The 18,382-nt window shown below is 61.1% G+C and carries 14 protein-coding genes; 12 read left to right on the top strand and 2 right to left on the bottom strand.

All coding sequences use genetic code 11. The features are described from left to right. The first annotated feature begins 78 nt into the window (after nucleotides 1–78). The 3 genes from AC0IYH_RS22370 to AC0IYH_RS22360 all read left to right on the top strand — a co-directional run bounded on the left by AC0IYH_RS22370 (nucleotide 79) and on the right by AC0IYH_RS22360 (nucleotide 5,999). Nucleotides 79–1,869, top strand: coding sequence for a DUF1302 domain-containing protein (locus tag AC0IYH_RS22370; RefSeq protein ID WP_471836243.1), 1,791 nt, complete (start codon nucleotides 79–81; stop codon nucleotides 1,867–1,869). 26 nt (nucleotides 1,870–1,895) lie between these two features. Next, complete coding sequence (locus AC0IYH_RS22365) at nucleotides 1,896–3,254, top strand: DUF1329 domain-containing protein (protein WP_471836241.1); 1,359 nt, start codon at nucleotides 1,896–1,898, stop codon at nucleotides 3,252–3,254. A 243-nt stretch (nucleotides 3,255–3,497) separates the two neighbouring features. Continuing rightward, complete coding sequence (locus AC0IYH_RS22360) at nucleotides 3,498–5,999, top strand: LuxR C-terminal-related transcriptional regulator (RefSeq protein WP_471836240.1); 2,502 nt, start codon at nucleotides 3,498–3,500, stop codon at nucleotides 5,997–5,999. Here the strand turns inward: AC0IYH_RS22360 and AC0IYH_RS22355 are convergent. Continuing rightward, complete coding sequence (locus AC0IYH_RS22355) at nucleotides 5,996–6,868, bottom strand: helix-turn-helix domain-containing protein (RefSeq protein WP_471836238.1); 873 nt, start codon at nucleotides 6,866–6,868, stop codon at nucleotides 5,996–5,998. The two genes, AC0IYH_RS22360 and AC0IYH_RS22355, sit on opposite strands and share 4 nt — an antisense overlap. 138 nt (nucleotides 6,869–7,006) lie before the next feature. On the opposite strand from AC0IYH_RS22355, the gene AC0IYH_RS22350 reads away from it, so the two are divergent. Beyond that, complete coding sequence (locus tag AC0IYH_RS22350; RefSeq protein WP_116630328.1) at nucleotides 7,007–7,909, top strand: DMT family transporter; 903 nt, start codon at nucleotides 7,007–7,009, stop codon at nucleotides 7,907–7,909. Nucleotides 7,910–7,958: 49 nt separating this feature from the next. On the opposite strand, the gene norR is transcribed toward AC0IYH_RS22350, so the two are convergent. After that, nucleotides 7,959–9,503: a nitric oxide reductase transcriptional regulator NorR gene (gene norR / locus AC0IYH_RS22345; RefSeq protein WP_471836236.1), complete on the bottom strand. Its 1,545-nt coding sequence runs from the start codon at nucleotides 9,501–9,503 to the stop codon at nucleotides 7,959–7,961. 147 nt (nucleotides 9,504–9,650) lie between these two features. Between norR and hmpA the strand changes: the two genes are divergently transcribed. From hmpA to ptaA, 8 genes are all read left to right on the top strand, one after another. Next, nucleotides 9,651–10,832: an NO-inducible flavohemoprotein gene (gene hmpA, locus AC0IYH_RS22340; protein ID WP_471836234.1), complete on the top strand. Its 1,182-nt coding sequence runs from the start codon at nucleotides 9,651–9,653 to the stop codon at nucleotides 10,830–10,832. Between the two features lie 126 nt (nucleotides 10,833–10,958). After that, nucleotides 10,959–11,465 carry a disulfide bond formation protein B gene (locus tag AC0IYH_RS22335; protein WP_116630331.1) on the top strand — a complete coding sequence of 169 codons (507 nt, stop codon included), beginning with the start codon at nucleotides 10,959–10,961 and terminating at the stop codon, nucleotides 11,463–11,465. A 792-nt stretch (nucleotides 11,466–12,257) separates the two neighbouring features. Next, complete coding sequence (cyoA, locus tag AC0IYH_RS22330; RefSeq protein WP_116630332.1) at nucleotides 12,258–13,199, top strand: ubiquinol oxidase subunit II; 942 nt, start codon at nucleotides 12,258–12,260, stop codon at nucleotides 13,197–13,199. Nucleotides 13,200–13,202: 3 nt separating this feature from the next. Continuing rightward, complete coding sequence (gene cyoB, locus AC0IYH_RS22325) at nucleotides 13,203–15,221, top strand: cytochrome o ubiquinol oxidase subunit I (RefSeq protein ID WP_116630333.1); 2,019 nt, start codon at nucleotides 13,203–13,205, stop codon at nucleotides 15,219–15,221. A gap of 3 nt (nucleotides 15,222–15,224) precedes the next feature. Beyond that, nucleotides 15,225–15,851 carry a cytochrome o ubiquinol oxidase subunit III gene (locus tag AC0IYH_RS22320; RefSeq protein ID WP_017734786.1) on the top strand — a complete coding sequence of 209 codons (627 nt, stop codon included), beginning with the start codon at nucleotides 15,225–15,227 and terminating at the stop codon, nucleotides 15,849–15,851. Continuing rightward, on the top strand, nucleotides 15,851–16,192 hold the full coding sequence (gene cyoD / locus AC0IYH_RS22315; RefSeq protein WP_010206434.1) for a cytochrome o ubiquinol oxidase subunit IV: 342 nt from the start codon (nucleotides 15,851–15,853) through the stop codon (nucleotides 16,190–16,192). Before AC0IYH_RS22320 ends, cyoD begins: the two co-directional genes overlap by 1 nt. Nucleotides 16,193–16,203: 11 nt before the next feature. Next, nucleotides 16,204–17,091 carry a heme o synthase gene (gene cyoE / locus AC0IYH_RS22310; RefSeq protein ID WP_003194050.1) on the top strand — a complete coding sequence of 296 codons (888 nt, stop codon included), beginning with the start codon at nucleotides 16,204–16,206 and terminating at the stop codon, nucleotides 17,089–17,091. A 146-nt stretch (nucleotides 17,092–17,237) separates the two neighbouring features. Continuing rightward, nucleotides 17,238–18,323 carry a pyoverdine biosynthesis transaminase PtaA gene (ptaA, locus tag AC0IYH_RS22305; RefSeq protein ID WP_116630334.1) on the top strand — a complete coding sequence of 362 codons (1,086 nt, stop codon included), beginning with the start codon at nucleotides 17,238–17,240 and terminating at the stop codon, nucleotides 18,321–18,323. The last annotated feature ends 59 nt before the right edge of the window (nucleotides 18,324–18,382 follow it).

Here is an 18,382-nt window from a genome sequence, read left to right as displayed (position 1 = left end):
AATCCCTCCTTGGTGCGCTTATCCCTCCTGACCGGCGGCAGTAGGGTGGGGCCTTCTGTCACTCACCGGGGAAGACGCATGACAAGAACAACAATGCGCGCCATCTTCAGGCCACAGGCGCTGGCCGCTGCGGTTGCACTGGGATGCTGTGCCCAGGCGCAGGCTGTTTCATTCAACATTGGCGAGATCGAAGGGCAATTCGATTCCTCGCTGTCGGTGGGCGCCAGCTGGGGCATGCGCGATGCCGATAAAAAGCTGGTGGGCACCGTGAACGGCGGCACCGGGCAGGCGTCGACCGGCGATGACGGGCGCCTGAACTTCAAGAAAGGCGAGACCTTCTCGAAGATCTTCAAGGGCCTGCATGACCTTGAATTGAAATACGGCGACACCGGCGTGTTCGTGCGCGGCAAGTACTGGTACGACTTCGAACTGCAGGACGAAGACCGCGAGTTCAAGCAGATCAGCAATCACAACCGCAAGGAAGGCGCCAAATCCAGCGGCGCGCAGATCCTCGATGCGTTCGTGTATCACAACTACTCACTGGGCGACCTGCCGGGCACCGTGCGAGCGGGCAAGCAAGTGGTCAGCTGGGGTGAAAGTACCTTCATCGGCAACTCCATCAACAGCATCAACCCCATCGACGTGTCGGCGTTCCGCCGCCCAGGTGCGGAGATCAAGGAAGGGCTGATTCCGGTGAACATGCTGTTCGCCTCCCAGGCCCTCACCAACCAGCTGACCGTGGAAGGCTTCTATCAGCTGGAGTGGGACCAGACCGTACTGGATAACTGCGGCACCTTTTTTGGTGGCGACGTGGCGGCGGATGGCTGCACCAACAACTACACCGTGGGCAACCCGGCGATTGCGCCGCTGCAGCCGGTGGCCGCCGCGTTCGGCCAGGGGTTTGGCGTCACCAACGAGGGCGTGATCGTGCGCCGCGCCGGCGACCGTGATGCGCGCGATTCCGGCCAGTTCGGTGCGGCGTTGCGTTGGCTCGGGGATGACACCGAGTACGGCCTGTATTTCATGAACTACCACAGCCGCACGCCGACCGTGGGCACCATCACCAATAACACCAGCCTGGCCACTCTCGGCGCGATTTCCGGTACCGCCAACGGCCTGGCGCCGGGCTCCGGTGCGGGTCTGGTCCAGAGCCTGATGCTCGGGCGCGGCCAGTACTACCTCGACTACCCGGAAGATATCCGTCTGTTTGGTGCCAGCTTCTCCACCACCTTGCCCACCGGCACGGCGTGGACCGGCGAGATCAGCTACCGCCCGAACGCACCGGTGCAACTCAATACCACCGACCTGACCCTGGCGCTCATCAACCCGGTCGCGGGCCAACTGGCCTCGCCGATCCGCAGCAACTTCGGTGACGACAACAAAGGCTACCGCCGCAAGGAAATCACCCAGGTCCAAAGCAGCATGACCCAGTTCTTCGACCAGGTACTGGGCGCCGAACGCCTGACGCTGGTGGGCGAAGCGGCCATCGTGCATGTCGCAGGCCTGGAGGATAAATCCAAACTGCGTTACGGCCGCGACTCGGTGTACGGCGCCTATGGCTTCCAGGGCGATACCGACGGTTTCGTCACCTCGACATCGTGGGGTTACCGTGCGCGGGCGATTCTGGACTACAACAACGTGATTGGCGGGATCAACCTCAAGCCCAACCTGTCGTGGTCCCACGACGTCGCCGGCTACGGCCCCAACGGCCTGTTCAACAAAGGCGCCAAGGCCATCAGCGTCGGGGTCGATGCCGACTACCGCAACACCTACACCGCCAGCCTCAGCTACACCGACTTCTTTGGTGGCGACTACAACACCCTGACCGACCGCGACTTCCTCGCCTTCAGCGTCGGCGCGAACTTCTGATCTGTCTTAAAGAAGGACAAGACTCTATGCGTAAGCTATTTGCGGTGATGGCCCTCAGCCTGTTGGCGGCCAATGTGATGGCGGCGGTGTCGCCGGAAGAGGCGGCCAAGCTCGGCACCAGCCTGACCCCAATGGGCTCGGAAAAAGCCGGCAACGCCGACGGCTCGATCCCGGCCTGGACCGGCGGCATCCCGAAAAACGCCGGCGCGGTAGACGCCAAGGGCTTTCTGGCCGACCCGTTCGCCAGTGAAAAACCGCTGTTCGTGATCACCGCCGCCACCGTCGACAAGTACAAGGACAAACTCTCCGATGGCCAAGTGGCGATGTTCAAGCGCTACCCCGAGACCTACAAGATCCCGGTGTACCCGAGCCACCGCACGGTCAACCTGCCGCCGGATATCTACGAGTCGATCAAGCGCAGCGCGCTTAACGTCAAGCCGATCAACGATGGCAATGGCCTCGAAGGTTTCACCGGCAACCGCTACTACGCGTTCCCGATCCCCAAGAATGGCGTGGAAGTGCTGTGGAACCACATCACCCGCTACCACGGCGGCAACCTGCGCCGCATCATCACCCAGGCTACGCCGCAGACCAACGGCAGCTACACCGCGATCCGTTTCGAGGAAGAAGTGGCGGTGCCGCAATTGATCCCGGACATGGACCCGGCCAAGGCGGCCAACGTGCTGACCTTCTTCAAGCAGTCAGTGACGGCGCCAGCGCGCCTGGCCGGCAACGTGTTGCTGGTGCATGAAACCCTCGACCAGGTGAAGGAACCGCGCCTGGCCTGGATCTACAACGCCGGCCAGCGTCGGGTGCGGCGTGCGCCGCAAGTGGCTTATGACGGGCCGGGCACTGCGTCCGACGGCCTGCGTACCTCCGACAACTTCGACATGTTCTCCGGCGCACCCGACCGCTACGACTGGAAACTGTTGGGCAAGAAGGAGATGTACATCCCCTACAACAGCTACAAGCTGGACCAGCCGACGCTCAAGTACGACGACATTATCAAGGCCGGCCACATCAACCAGGACCTGACCCGCTATGAACTGCACCGCGTGTGGGAAGTAGTCGGTACGGTCAAGCCGAGCGAGCGGCACATCTACGCCAAGCGCCACATGTACATCGACGAAGACAGCTGGCAGGTCGCGCTGGTGGATCACTACGACGGCCGTGGCCAATTGTGGCGGGTGGCCGAGGGCCATGCGCAGTTCTACTACAACCACCAGACCCCGGCCTACACCGTGGAAACCCTGTACGACATCATCGCCGGGCGCTACATCGCGCTGGGCATGAAGAACGAGGAGAAGAGCAGCTTTGTGTTCGGCTTCAATGCCAAGGCGGCGGACTACACGCCGGCGGCGTTGAGGGCTGAAGGCGTGCGCTGATCCCTCGGTTGCAATGCAGTTCAAATGTGGGAGGGGGCTTGCCCCCGATGGCAGTGGGTCAGTCAAAGATGAATTGGCTGATACACCGCCATCGGGGGCAAGCCCCCTCCCACAGTGGTTTGTGTACACATTGGGTTTTGTGCATGGGCTTCAATCACCCTGCTGAATACTTCTTCAATAACCGCCGCCCACAGGACTAGGGTAGGCGCCAGGTTGCATAACAATAAAAAGCAGGATGCAGCAATGACCGCCATGACACGCTGCCTGGACCGTCCTGGATTCATGCCTCGGCTGTCCGCCCACCATCTGCTGCGCCCGCGCCTGGCCGAGCCTTTGCTGGCAGCGCCGGCCAGGGTCAAACTGCTGTGTGCGCCCGGCGGCAGTGGCAAGAGCGCCTTGCTCGGCGAATGTGCGTTGCAGGCACCGACGGGTTGCCAAGTGTATTGGTTGCCGCTCAATGGCGTGGCCTTGAGCCCTCTCGACTTGTGCCAGCGGCTGGCGCAAAACCTGGGTTTGCCGTTCACCGATGAAGCCACGTTGCTGCTGGACCTCAGCCGCTGGCAGGCGCCGGCGTGGCTGTTCCTGGATGATTTTTGCCGTCTGCCCGCGCCCGACACCGACGCCTTGCTCGACCGCCTGCTCACCGCCGGGAGCCCGGCGCTGACATGGTGGCTCGGTGCGCGGCGGCGCCCGGCGTGCAACTGGCCACGGCTGCTGCTCGACGATGAATTGCTGGAGTGTGGCGCCGAGTTGGCTTTCAGCCCCGGCGAAATTCAGCAACTGCTCAGCCATGCACCGGGGCACTCGGTGGACAGTGTCATGCAATTCAGCGCCGGCTGGTGCGCCGGTGTACGCATCGCCTTGCTTGGCGATGGTCATCCCGAAAAAACCTTGCTCGATTACCTGCAACACGAACTGTTCAGCACGCTACCGCCCGAGCTGGCCGACGCCTGGCGCGTGTTGGCGCATCTGCCGCGTTTTAATCTGGGGCTCTGTGAGCACCTGTTCGGCTATGGCGACGGCAATCACTACCTGCGGGATTTACAGGCCCTCGGTGCATTTATCCAGCCGTGGGAAGACACCGACTGGCTGCAAGTATTTCCACCCCTGGCCAACCTGCTGCGCGATGAGCCTTGGGCGGCCAAACGCTCCTGGCATCGGCGCGCCTGCCAATGGTTTACCGCCGAGCAGGACTGGCAGGCCGCCTTCGAGCAGGCCCTGTTGGCGGAAGAATATGAGGTGGCTGTCAGCCTGTTGCAGCACTTCAGTTTCGAGGACCTGTTCCGCCAGCAGAACGCCGCGCTGCTGTTGCGCTTGCATGAGCAGCATGGTGACGAATTGATGCTCGGCTCGGCGCAGCTTGTAGGTTTGGTCACGGCGGCGTTGCTGTTTGCCGGGCGCTTCGAGCAGGCCGCGCAGTGCATCGATCAACTGGCACGATTCGCCCCGCAACCGACGGCGGCGCAGCAACGGCACCTGCTGGCACGCTGGCAGGCGCAGTGGGGCTGGCTGCTGCACTTGGGCGGGGACGCCGAACGTTCCCGCGTGCATTTTTTGGAAGCCCTGCAAGCCTTGCCCGACAGCGCCTGGACCTCGCGGCTGATGTGCCTGTCGGGGCTGACCCAGCAAGCCTTGCTGCGGGGTGAGCTGGACGTGGCGCAAGGCCTGAGCCGCGAAGCGCTGTGCCTGGCGCGGGCTCACGGCTCGTTGCTGCTTGAGGCTTTGCTCGAACTCGATCACGCGCAATTGCTGGAGCAACGCGGCGCGCCGTATCGGGCGCAAAGCCTGCTGGAAAATGTGCAGGCGATGTTGCTTGAGCAGCGGCTCAAGGTTGGGCCGCTGGTAGGTCGTATTGCCTTGCGGCGTGGGCACCTGGCATTGCGCCAAGGGCAGGACGCCCTCGCGGGTGAATGTTTCGAAAGCGGCCTGGCGCTGTGCCTGCACAGCCAGGACAAGCGCGTGCTCTACGGCTTTCTCGGCCTGGCACTGCTGGCCGCCAACCGCGGTGATTACGCCCAGGCGTTTTTCCAGTTGCGTGAAGCCGAGCGCCTGATGCAGCAACGCCAGGTACCAGACACGGTTTATCGCGCCGTGCTGCTGTTGGTCAGCGGGCATTTCTGGTTGCAGCAGGGGCGGCCTGAATTGACCGTGGAGGCGATGCGCCGCGTGCTCCGCCATTTCCGTGGGCCCCAGGCCAAGCAGGCACCGCCGGCCACCCTGGAGCTGATCCCGCGTCTTGAGTACCTGCTGGTGTTGGCGGAGGTGAAGCTGGGCTGCGCCGAGCAGCCGGTGGCACGCCTGACTGCACTACTGGAGGCCACTCACCAGCGCGGCATGCTGTGCCTGGAAACCGAATTGCACCTCGTGCTCGGGGAGGTGGCCTGGCAGCTGGGCGACAGCACCCTCGCGCGGCGTGCACTGCAAACCGGGTTGGACCTGGCCGCGCGCTGCCAGGTGCAGCAGGCCGTGCGCGAATTGCGTTTGCGCTCGCCGGGGTTGTTGAGCGAGCTGGGCATGGAGCCGCAGGCCAGCACGCCCGGCACCGTGGAAAACCCGCTGAGCCAACGCGAGCTGGAAGTGCTGCAACTGATCGCCGTGGGCAACTCCAACCTGGAAATCGCCGACCGCCTGTTTATCTCCCTGCACACCGTCAAGACCCACGCGCGGCGCATCCACAGCAAGCTCGGCGTGGAGCGGCGCACCCAGGCGGTGGCCAAGGCCAAGACGCTGGGGCTGATGGTTTAAAGGAACGCCTGGCGGTATTCACCAGGCGTTGCGCCCATGGCCTGGCGGAAGCGATGGGTGAAGTGGCTGGCGCTGGAAAACCCGCACAGCCAGGCGATTTCACCCAAGGGCAGGGCACCGCCGCGCAGCAGGCTTTGCGCGCGAGTCAGCCGGCGCGCCAGCAGGTACTGATGGGGCGGCAGGCCGAAGCTTTGGCGGAACATCCGTGCAAAGTGGTATTCCGACAGCGCGCACAGGCTGGCCAATTGGCCCAGGCTGATCGGCTCCGCGAGATGCTGGTCGATGTAGTCCACCAACAACCGTCGCTGATACGCCGCCAGCCCACCTTTCAACCGCAGGCCCTCACGCGCGCCGACCTGGCTGAGCAGGGTGTGGCTGAGCATTTCGTGGGCCAGGCTGCTGGTCAGCAAACGCTCGGCAGGCTCCTGCCAGTTGAGGGCGATCAACTGGTGAAAGCGCCGGGCCTGGCTGGCGTCTTCGAGGAAGGTGCTCTCGCGCAACGCCAGCGTGCGCGGCTCGCGGTCGAGCAGGGTGACGCACCCCAGGGCAAATTGCTCCGCGCTGAAATACACATGGGCCAAACGGATTTCACCGTTGATCACCCACGCCGACTGATGCTCGGCAGGCAGGATACAGAGTTTGCCGGGCCCGCCCTTGGTGCCCGGCTGGTCACGCCGAAACGTACCGGTGCCGCCGCCGATGTAGCACGACAGGGTGTGATGGCTGGGCGCCTGGTAATCCTGGGAATCGTGATGGTTGCTCCACAAGGCCGCAGACAAGCCGTCACCGAGCTCGGCGCAGGCTTCCAGGCGTGCGTTGGGCGAGCGGTTAAGGGCTTGAAAGACTTGCAGGGATTCCAGATCAGGCATGGTGTGTACTCTCCGACGCCTTGCATCCTACTCCGCGCAGCGGGCGCTGTGAGCCCGCCGCCCGACAAAAGCGCAAGAATGTGCAAGAGCGTTGCACGGGTTGAAGGCGACACTGTGGCTCAACCGATGGAGCCCGCTATGAACCTTTCCCTGTATTTACTCACCGTGCTGATCTGGGGCACTACCTGGATCGCCCTCAAGTGGCAACTGGGCGTCGTCGCGATTCCTGTGTCCATCGTCTATCGCTTCGGCCTGGCGGCGCTGGTGCTGTTTGCGTTGCTGTTGCTCAGCCGCAAGTTGCAGGTGATGAACCGGCGCGGGCATCTCATTTGCCTGGCCCAGGGCTTGTGCCTGTTTTGCGTGAACTTCATGTGTTTTCTCACGGCGAGCCAGTGGATTCCCAGCGGTCTGGTGGCGGTGGTGTTTTCCACGGCCACGCTGTGGAATGCGCTGAATGCCCGGGTGTTTTTCGGCCAGCGGGTGGCGCGCAATGTGTTGATGGGCGGCGGCCTGGGCTTGCTGGGGCTGGGCTTGCTGTTTTGGCCGGAGCTGGTGGGGCATACCGCCAGCCCGCAGACTTTGCTTGGTTTGGGGTTGGCGCTGTTGGGGACCATGTGTTTCTCGGCTGGCAATATGCTTTCGAGCCTGCAGCAGAAGGCGGGGTTGCGGCCGCTGACTACCAATGCCTGGGGCATGGCGTATGGCGCGGCGATGTTGGCGACGTATTGCGCGGTGCGCGGGATTCCGTTTGAGATGGACTGGAGTGCGCGGTATATCGGCGCGTTGTGGTACCTGGTGATTCCGGGGTCGGTGATTGGGTTTACGGCCTACCTGACGTTGGTCGGGCGTATGGGGCCGGAGCGGGCGGCGTATTGCACGGTGCTGTTTCCGGTGGTGGCGTTGAATGTGTCGGCGTTTGTTGAGGGGTATCAGTGGACGGCGCCGGCGTTGGTGGGGTTGGTGTTGGTGATGGCGGGGAATGTGTTGGTGTTTAGGAAGCCTAAGGTTGTGAATGCTGTCTTGAAGGCACAACACATCTAATGTGGGAGGGGGCAAGCCCCCTCCCACATTTTTAACCGAGTTGGCTGGGCTATTTCAGGCCGAGCCGTTTGGCCATGCGGCCCAGGTTGGCGCGGTCGAGGCCCAGTTCGCGGGCGGTGCTGGCCCAGTTGTGCTGGTGGCGATCCAGGCAGGCGGTGATGACTTGGCGCTGGTAGTGCTCGGTGGCCTGGCGCAGGTCGCCGGTCACGGCGAGGGGTACCTGCGCCGTTTCTTCGACAGCTGGCGCGCTGACATCGGGCAGGTCCAGGTCCTGGGCACTCAGGCTCAAAATCTTCGGACGCTCGCGACAGTTTCCCAGGGCTTTCAGCGCGCTGCGTCCGATCAAATGTTCCAGTTCGCGCACATTGCCTGGCCAGTTATACGCCAGCATCGCCGTCTGGGCATCGCTGGTCAGGCGCAGGCTGCCCAGGCCCATGCGTGAGCGGTTCTGCTCGAGGAAAAAACCCGCCAGCAGCAACACATCCCGCCCACGCTCGCGCAGCGCCGGCACTTGCAGGGGGTACACGCTGAGGCGGTGGTAGAAGTCGGCGCGGTAGCGGCCGTTGCGTACTTCGTCGGCGAGGTCGCGGTTGGTCGCGGCGATCAGGCGCACATCCACCTGGTGTTCCTTGTCCGAGCCCAGGCGTTGCAATTGGCCGCTTTGCAGCACGCGCAGCAGCTTGGCCTGCACGGTCAACGACAACTCGCCGACTTCATCGAGGAACAGGGTGCCGCCATTGGCCAATTCGAACTTGCCCCGGCGTTCATTCAGCGCGCCGGTAAAGGCACCGCGCACATGGCCGAACAGTTCACTTTCCACCAGGGTTTCCGGGAGGGCGGCGCAGTTGAGGCTGATCAGCGGTTTATCCGCGCGGTGGGAGGCGGCGTGAATCGCCTGGGCCACCAGCTCTTTGCCCACCCCGGTTTCGCCGGTAATCAGCACGGTCAGGTCGCTGCCGCCCACCAGTTGGATTTCTTCCACCAGGCGCTTGTGGCTTTTGCTCTGGCCGATCATTTCCTTGTGCTGCTGGCCGCTGGCCTGGCGGTAGATCTCGGCGCGCTGGTGTTCGTCTTCGGCGCGCAAGGCCAGGCGTTCGATGCGTTCGGCCACGTTGACGGTGGCGGCGGCGAGGCTGGCGAAGGCTTGCAGGGCGTCCAGTTCCACGCGTTCGAAGCGCTCGGTGTCGAGGGCGTCCAGGGTCAGCAGGCCCCAGGGCTGGTCGTCGACGAACAGCGGGCAGCCCATGCAATCGTGCACTTCAAGGTGGCCATGCAGGCCGTCGACCAGGCCGTCGTAGGGGTCGGGCAATTCGCTGTCACTGTCAAAGCGCGTCGGGCCGGGGCTGCTCAGCAGCACGGCGAAGCGCGGGTGTTCGCTGACCTTGAAGCGGCGGCCCAGGGTGTCGGCGCTCAAGCCGTCGACCGCCAGCGGCACCAGCCACTCGCCGTCCAGGCGCAGCAATGCGGTGGCGTCGCACGGCAGCAGGGCGCGCATGGCGTGCAGCAGTCGACGGTAACGCTCGCCTTCGGGCAGGTCGCGGGACAGGTCGGCGACCAGGGGCAGCAGGGTGGTGAGCAGCGATTGCGCAGTCATAATGACTCCTTGTAGTCCTTATGACTATAAAGTGCTTGCAGTCATATTGACTATATTTAATTTAAACTATTGATATATATAGAATTATTTGTTGGCATGAATAGTGACTATACAAAGGCAATCAGTAAAGAAGCCCAGGAGGCTCCCATGCTTAGTGCCCAAGACCGTGCCATCGTCAAATCCACCGTGCCCCTGCTGGAAAGCGGCGGCGAAGCACTGATCACCCATTTCTACCGCATGATGCTGTCCGAGTACCCCGAGGTTCGCCCGTTGTTCAACCAGGCCCACCAGGCCAGCGGCGACCAGCCCCGCGCCTTGGCCAATGGCGTGTTGATGTACGCGCGGCATATCGACCAGCTCGACCAGTTGGGCGACCTGGTGGCGAAAATCATCAACAAGCATGTGGCGTTGCAGATCCTGCCGGAACACTACCCGATTGTCGGCGCCTGCCTGTTGCGCGCCATATCCGAAGTGCTCGGCAGCGAGATCGCCACCCCTGAGGTGATGAGCGCCTGGGGCGCGGCGTACGGCCAGCTGGCGGATATCCTGATTGGCGCGGAAAAAGCCATCTACGATGAAAAGGCCGAGGCCCTCGGCGGCTGGCGCGGTGCGCGGGCATTCAAGGTGGTCAAGCGCGTGGAGGAGAGTGCCGAGATCATCTCCTTCTATTTCGCCCCTGTGGATAACGGCGCGATTCTGGCCGCCGCGCCGGGCCAGTACATCGGCATGAAGCTGCTGCTCGACGGTGAAGAGGTGCGCCGCAACTATTCCCTGTCGGCCCTGACCGATTCGGGCCAGTACCGCATCAGCGTCAAGCGCGAAGCGGGCGGGCGGGTGTCCAACTACCTGCATGACCAACTGCCTGTCGGCGCGACCATCGACCTGTTCCCGCCTTCGGGTGAGTTCACCCTGGCGGCCAGCGACAAGCCGCTGGTGCTGATCAGCGGTGGCGTCGGCATCACGCCGACCTTGCCGATGCTCGAAGCGGCCTTGGCCACCCAGCGCCCGGTGCACTTTATCCACTGCGCGCGCAACGGCGGGGTGCATGCGTTCCGCGACTGGGTGGATGGCCTGGCGGCGCAGCATCCGCAACTCAAACGCTTCTACTGCTACGCCGAGGACGACGGCATCAGCCCGGCAGCCGACAAGGTTGGCCTGCTGAACCAGGAACAACTGGCCGCCTGGCTGCCCGAGCAGCGCGACCTGGACGCCTACTTCCTCGGCCCCAAAGGTTTCATGGCCGCCATCAAGCGCCACCTCAAGGCCCTGGGCGTTCCCGATAAGCAGGCCCGCTACGAATTCTTCGGCCCCGCAGCCGCCCTGGAATAACCCCTAAAGGTTCACTCTGTTCAAATGTGGGAGGGCTGATTAATCCCCCGTTAACCCCCCTCTGTTTAAACCACTGTCTGTGTGTAAACTTGCGCCCATTGGCACAACCAAACAAAGGTATCGGGGATGAGTGACGAATTGCGTTTAGGCAGGGAGCGACGCTTTCTGGTGTTGCTGGGCATCATCTGCCTGGCGCTGATTGGCGGCGCACTCTACATGCAGGTGGTGTTGGGCGAGGCGCCATGTCCGCTGTGCATCCTGCAACGCTACGCCTTGCTGCTGATCGCGATCTTCGCGTTCATCGGCGCCGCGATGCGCACCAAGGGCGCCGTTACCCTGTTTGAAGGCCTGGTGATCCTCAGCGCCCTCGGTGGCGTGGCGGCGGCCGGCCATCATGTGTACACCCAGTTTTTCCCCGAGGTCAGTTGCGGTGTGGATGTACTGCAGCCGATCGTCGATGAGCTGCCCCTGGCCAAGGTGTTCCCGCTGGGCTTCCAGGTCGACGGCTTCTGCAGCACCCCGTACCCGCCGGTCCTCGGCCTGTCCCTGGCGCAATGGGCGCTGGTAGCCTTTGTGCTGACGGTGATCCTGGTGCCACTGGGCATCTATCGGAATCGCCAGCGCCAGGCCTGAGCCTTTCACGGAAACGCCCCGGTCCTTCTTGAGCGAAGGCCGGGGCGTTTTTGTGTGTAGGGTTTTGTGAAAGGGCTGTGACGAGGGGCAAGTTTAGGTGTGCGCAGTGTGCGACATGTTGTCACACGGAAGCTGTCGCAGGACGTTTCTGAGACGTTATTTGAAGCCTTAAATTTGCATCCGGCGGTCAATTTGTGCTGTCAGTTCGTGGTTTGAACCCTGCCTGAAAGGTCGCGCCATTCGAGCTTCGGCGTGATGTCCGAATGCCTTGTTTTATGGGGGGTTGGGTGCGTTTGCCATGCCCTTACGGGCAGTAAGGGCTGAGCCCAGCGGGCTAATAACAGGGCAATTTTTGTGGTTTTTGTTGAGAATCTAACGCGATAAGATCGCGAACCCCCGCAATAATGGTGAAGGATTATTGCTGTAATCGATAAAAATTATTTCTTTATAAGACATGGTTTATACATCGCTAGCTAACTACAATCGCCCGCACTGAATGTCCGGTGCTGTTCAATATTTGAGCACTGGAGCGGTCGAGGGGCAGATGGATGGCTCTGTGCGACCCCAAGGTTCCGGCAGCCTTTCAACTATCCGCACCAAATGGAATTGGTCTGTAACAAGGCCTTTAACCACGAAATCGAATAAGAACTCACCGCAGGTCCGTGAAACGTACAGTTATGGCGTGACGGGCAGGCTCTTATTCAATCGAAGAGAAATGCCAACCCTTGGCAGGGTGAAGTGTTGGCGATCAAAACCCAACTGCATTGCGCAAGCTGCTTTAGAGGTCGTGAGATGAGTAAAAACAGGTACCCCCGATTACTAGGCTTTTTGCCGCTGCTTGGCATGATGTTAATGCTGGGAGGCTGCAAGTGGACCTTGATGGACCCAAAAGGACAGATCGGTCTGGATCAACGAAACCTGATCATCACCGCCACCCTGCTGATGCTGTTGGTCGTGGTGCCTGTGATCATCATGACCTTCGCCTTCGCCTGGAAATACCGCGCGTCGAACACCAGCGCGACCTACGCGCCCAAGTGGTCGCACTCCACCAAGATCGAAATCGCAGTGTGGCTGGTGCCGATCCTCATCATCATCGCCCTGGGTTACATCACCTATAAGTCGACCCACGAGCTGGACCCGTACCGTCCGCTGGAGTCCGACGTCAAGCCGATCAACATCGAAGTGGTCGCGCTGGACTGGAAGTGGCTGTTCATCTACCCGGACCTGGGTATCGCTACTGTCAACGAGATCAAGTTCCCGGAAAACACCCCGCTGAACTTCCGGATCACCTCCGATGCCGTGATGAACTCGTTCTTCATCCCTGCCCTGGGTGGCCAGATCTACGCGATGGCAGGCATGCAGACCCGCCTGCACCTGATCGCCAACGAAAAAGCTGAAATGGAAGGCATCTCCGCCAACTACAGCGGCGCTGGCTTCACCGGCATGAAATTTAAAGCGACTTCGACTAGCCCAGAGGATTTCAACGCCTGGGTAGCCGAAGTCAAGGCCGCACCTAAACAGCTTGATCAAGCTGAATACGATGCCCTGACCAAACCAAGCCAGAACAACCCAGTCGCCCTGTACTCCGCGTATGAGCCGAACCTGTTTCAGAAAATCGTCGACAAGTACGAAGGTATGAAGCCAGGCAAGCCGGTCAAGCACGAGAAGAAAGAAGTGGCCGCGGTTGAAGGTTCTGACACGGGCTCGCATTCAACTGCTGGGGCAGAGGAGTAAACGATGTTTGGTAAATTAAGTTGGGATGCGGTCCCGTTCCACGAGCCGATTGTGATGATTACCATCGCCATGATCGCGCTGGGTGGTCTGGCACTGTTTGCAGCAATCACTTATTTCAAGAAGTGGACCTACCTGTGGACCGAGTGGCTGACGTCGGTCGACCACAAGAAAATCGGCGTCATGTACGTCATCGTTGCCATGGTCATGCTGCTGCGTGGTTTTGCCGACGCCATCATGATGCGTACCCAGCTGGCCATGGCCACCGAGGGTTCGCCTGGCTACCTGCCACCTGAACACTATGACCAGATCTTCACCGCTCACGGTGTGATCATGATCATCTTCATGGCGATGCCATTCTTCACCGGCCTGATGAACCTTGCCTTGCCGCTGCAGATTGGTGCGCGTGACGTTGCCTACCCGTTCCTGAACTCCCTGAGCTTCTGGCTGCTGGTTTCCGGCGTAGTGCTGATCAACGTATCCCTGGGCGTCGGCGAATTCGCCAAGACCGGTTGGGTTGCGTATCCGCCACTGTCGGGCATTCAGTACAGCCCTGGCGTGGGTGTGGACTACTACATCTGGGCCCTACAGTTATCAGGACTCGGGACGACGCTAACGGGGGTCAACTTCCTGGCCACCGTGCTGAAAATGCGCGCCCCTGGCATGAAACTGATGGACATGCCGATCTTCACCTGGACCTGCACCTGGGCCAACGTCCTGATCGTGGCTTCGTTCCCGATCCTGGCCGCTACCATGGCGCTGCTGTCGCTTGACCGTTACCTGGATTTCCACATTTTCACCAATGAACTTGGTGGCAATCCAATGATGTACGTGAACCTGTTCTGGGCATGGGGTCACCCTGAGGTGTACATCCTGATCCTGCCAGCGTTCGGTATCTTCTCCGAAGTGATCTCGACCTTTACCGGCAAGCGTCTGTTCGGTCACCACTCGATGGTCTACGCATCGGGCGCGATCTCGGTACTGGGCTTCATGGTTTGGCTGCACCACTTCTTCACCATGGGTTCGGGGGCCAGCGTCAACGCCTTCTTCGGCCTGGCGACGATGCTGATTTCCATCCCGACGGGGGTGAAGCTATTCAACTGGCTATTCACCATCTACCACGGCCGTCTGCGTATCACCAGCCAGGTTCTGTGGACCCTGGGCTTCATGGTGACCTTCGCCATCGGCGGCATGACCGGCGTACTGCTGGCTATCCCGGGTGCTGACTTCGTACTGCACAACAGCCTGTTCGTGATCGCGCACTTCCACAACGTGATCATCGGTGGTGCGGTATTCGGTTACATCGCTGGTTTCAGCTTCTACTTCCCGAAAGCGTTCGGCTTCAAGCTGCACGAAGGCTGGGGCAAGGCTGCATTCTGGTTCTGGATCTCGGGCTTCTTCGTCGCGTTCATGCCGCTCTATGCACTGGGCTTCATGGGCATGACCCGTCGTCTGAACGCCACGACCAACCCTGAGTGGGTGCCGTACCTGTACGTCGCCATGTTCGGTGCGATCATGATCGCCGTGGGTATCGCCTGCCAGCTGATCCAGCTGTACGTGAGTATCCGTGACCGTAAGCAGAACGCTTGCGACTCCGGCGACCCATGGAATGGCCACACCCTGGAATGGTCGACTTCGTCGCCACCGCCGTTCTACAACTTCGCCGTGATCCCTACTGCGAACACCATTGATGCGTTCACCGAAGCCAAGGAAGACGGTACTGCGTACCAGCGTCCTAAGCACTACGAGCCGATCCACATGCCGAACAACACCGCCACTGGCGTGGTGATGGGCGCGCTGTTGACCGTGTTCGGTTTCGCGATGATCTGGCACATCTGGTGGCTGGCAATCGTTGGCCTGGTAGGCACTATCGGCTACTTCATTGTCCACGCAGCACGTGATGATCAAGGCTACATGGTGCCGGTCGAAACGATCGAACGCATCGAAGCCGAGCAGCACGCTCGCCTGGTTGCCGAGAAGAAAATCCCGGCAGACCGTGTAGAAACCTCGATGGAACAGGCTTAAACCATGTCGAACTTAGTGACCAATGCTGGACACGCCCATGTCGATGACCATGGGCACGATGACCATCACCACGACTCGGGGCCGATGACCGTTTTCGGTTTCTGGCTCTACCTGATGACCGACTGCATCTTGTTTGCGTCGATCTTCGCGGTGTACGCGGTACTGGTAAACAACGTAGCGGGTGGCCCGTCGGGCCACGACATCTTCGAACTGCCTTACGTGCTCGGCGAAACCGCCTTGCTGTTGTTCAGTTCGATCACCTACGGCTTCGCCATGTTGGCCTTCTACAAGGGCAACAAGAAGGGCGTGCTGAGCTGGCTGGGCCTGACCTTCCTGTTCGGCCTGGGCTTCATCGGCATGGAGATCAACGAGTTCCACCTGCTGATCTCCGAAGGCTACGGCCCGCACCGTTCCGGCTTCCTGTCTGCGTTCTTCACGCTGGTAGGCACCCACGGTCTGCACGTAACTGCCGGCCTGCTGTGGATGGCGGTGATGATGTATCAGGTCAATAAACACGGCCTGACCAACACCAACAAGACTCGCCTGAGCTGCCTGAGCCTGTTCTGGCACTTCCTGGACGTGGTCTGGATCTGCGTCTTCACCGTTGTTTACCTGATGGGGACTCTGTAATGGCTAATGCACACTCCCATGACCATGACAGCCATGATGCAAGCCACGGCAGCGTTAAGTCCTACGCTATCGGCTTCATCCTGTCGGTAATCCTGACGCTCATCCCGTTCGGTCTGGTGATGTACCCGACCCTGCCGAAATCGATCACCTTGATGATCGTGCTGGCGTTCGCGGTGATTCAGGTTCTGGTTCACCTGGTGTACTTCCTGCACCTGGATCGCTCGAAAGAGCAGCGCGATAACGTGATTGCGTTTGTGTTCGCAGGTCTTGTGATCCTGCTGCTGGTTGGCCTGTCGATATGGATCATGTTCAGCATCCATACGTTCATGATGGCGAAGTGAGGTAAGACCCGATGTCGCTTAAGCACTTTATCCAAATCACCAAACCGGGGATCATTTTCGGTAACGTGCTTTCTGTGGCGGGCGGTTTCTTCCTGGCCTCCAAGGGGCATGTCGATCTGGCCATTTTCCTGGCTGCAATGATCGGCACGTCCCTGGTGGTAGCTTCCGGTTGCGTGTTCAACAACTGCATCGACCGTGACATCGACATCAAGATGGAGCGCACCAAGAATCGCGTGCTGGTCCAGGGCCTTATCTCCCTGAAGCTGGCACTGATCTACGCGACCGTTTTGGGTGTTGCCGGTGTGGCCCTGTTGTACAAGGTGGCCAACCCGTTGGCGGCGCTGTTTGCCGTGATCGGTTTTGTCATCTACGTCGGTCTCTACAGCCTGTACCTCAAGCGCAAGTCGGTTCACGGCACGCTGGTGGGCAGTTTGTCGGGGGCGATGCCGCCGGTGATTGGTTATGTGGCTGTAACCAATAGCTTCGACATGGCCGCGCTGACGCTACTGGTGATGTTCAGCCTGTGGCAGATGCCGCATTCCTACGCCATCGCGATTTTCCGCTTCAATGACTACCTGGCTGCGTCGATTCCGGTTCTGCCGGTAAAACGTGGCATCCAGGTCGCCAAGAAACACATCCTGCTGTACATCCTGGCCTTCCTTGTGGCGACCTTGATGTTGACCTTCAGTGGCTACGCCGGCATGAGCTATCTCGCCGTCGCCGCCGCCATGGGCATGTACTGGTTGTACATGGCCTGGACCGGCTACAAGGCGGTGGACGACACCGTCTGGGCGCGCAAGCTGTTCGTGTTCTCGATCTTCACCATCACCGCGCTCAGCGTGATGATGTCCCTGGATTTCCAAGTGCCGAAAGAGCTGTTGCTGACCTACGCTCACTGAGTGTCCAAGCAGTGAAAAGCCCCGCCTTCGAGAGAAGCGCGGGGCTTTTTATTGGGCGCTGGGTTTAAATTCGCCGGTGCTTGCCTCGTCATATCCCTCTGTATGAGCTGTGAGAATCCATCCCTCGCCTACAAGGAATAGTCACCATGGTCAGCGTCAGTCGTCGATCCCTTCTCGCCATTGGCGCCGCCCTGCCGTTGCTGGGGCGCCTGGATTGGGCGGCTGCCGCGCCGCCACCGGCAAAGGCTGACAAGGTGCGGCTCAACTACAACGAAAGCCCCTATGGCCCTGCTGCGGCTGCCCGCGAGGCCATGCAGCGAGGTATCGCCACTTCCGGGCTTTACCCCTACGGCCACATGTACGCCTTGGCCGCACAGTTTGCCCAGCAGCAGGGTATTGGCGAGGATCAGGTCGCGGTGTTTGCCGGCTCCATGGCGGCCCTGCGTTATGCGGTGCTGGCCTTTACCGGCGAAACCCGTGGCCTGGTGATGGCCACGCCGTCTTACGAAGTCCCGCGCCAGGCGGCTGAATCGAACAAGGCGCCAGTGAAGGAAGTGGGGCTCAACGCTGACCACGCCCACGACATCCCCGCCATGCTCGCCGCCGACCTCCAGGCCGGCATGCTCTACCTGTGCAACCCGAACAACCCCACCGGCACGCTGACGCCCACCGACGCCATCCGCCAGGCCCTGGCGAACAAACCCAAGGGCAGCGTGCTGGTGGTGGACGAGGCCTACATCGACTTTTCCGACGCGCCCAGCGTCGTGAGCTGGGTCAAGGACCACGACGACCTCCTGGTGCTGCGTACCTTCTCGAAAATCTACGGCATGGCCGGCGCGCGCATTGGCTTGGCGATCGGCCATCCGACGCTGCTGGAGCGGTTGGCGGTATTTGGCGGCGACAACGTGCCCGCCACGTCCAGCCTGCTCGGTGCTCGCGCCAGCCTGGACGACGTCAAGCTGTTGGGGCAACGCAAGGCCCTCAACGCCCAACTGCGCGACGAAACCATTACCTGGCTCAAGGCCCGGGGTTTTACCTGCACGGTATCCCGGGCCAACTGTTTCATGATCGACGTGAAGCAGCCGGCCGAGCAGGTCATCGACAAGCTTGCCGCACACGGCGTACTGATCGGGCGGGTATGGAAAAACTGGCCACAGTGGGTGCGGGTGACGGTGGGCAACAAGCAGGACATGGCGCGGTTTCGCGAGGTGTTTGCGGCGCAGGTCAGCTGACACAACACAGGCCAATGTGGGAGGGGGCTTGCCCCCGATAGCGGAGAGACAGTTACAGA

It is taken from the genome of Pseudomonas sp. AC463 (genome assembly GCF_979253585.1).
Note: the sequence above shows the minus strand (reverse complement) of the source record. Positions and strands in the feature narration are given on the sequence as shown.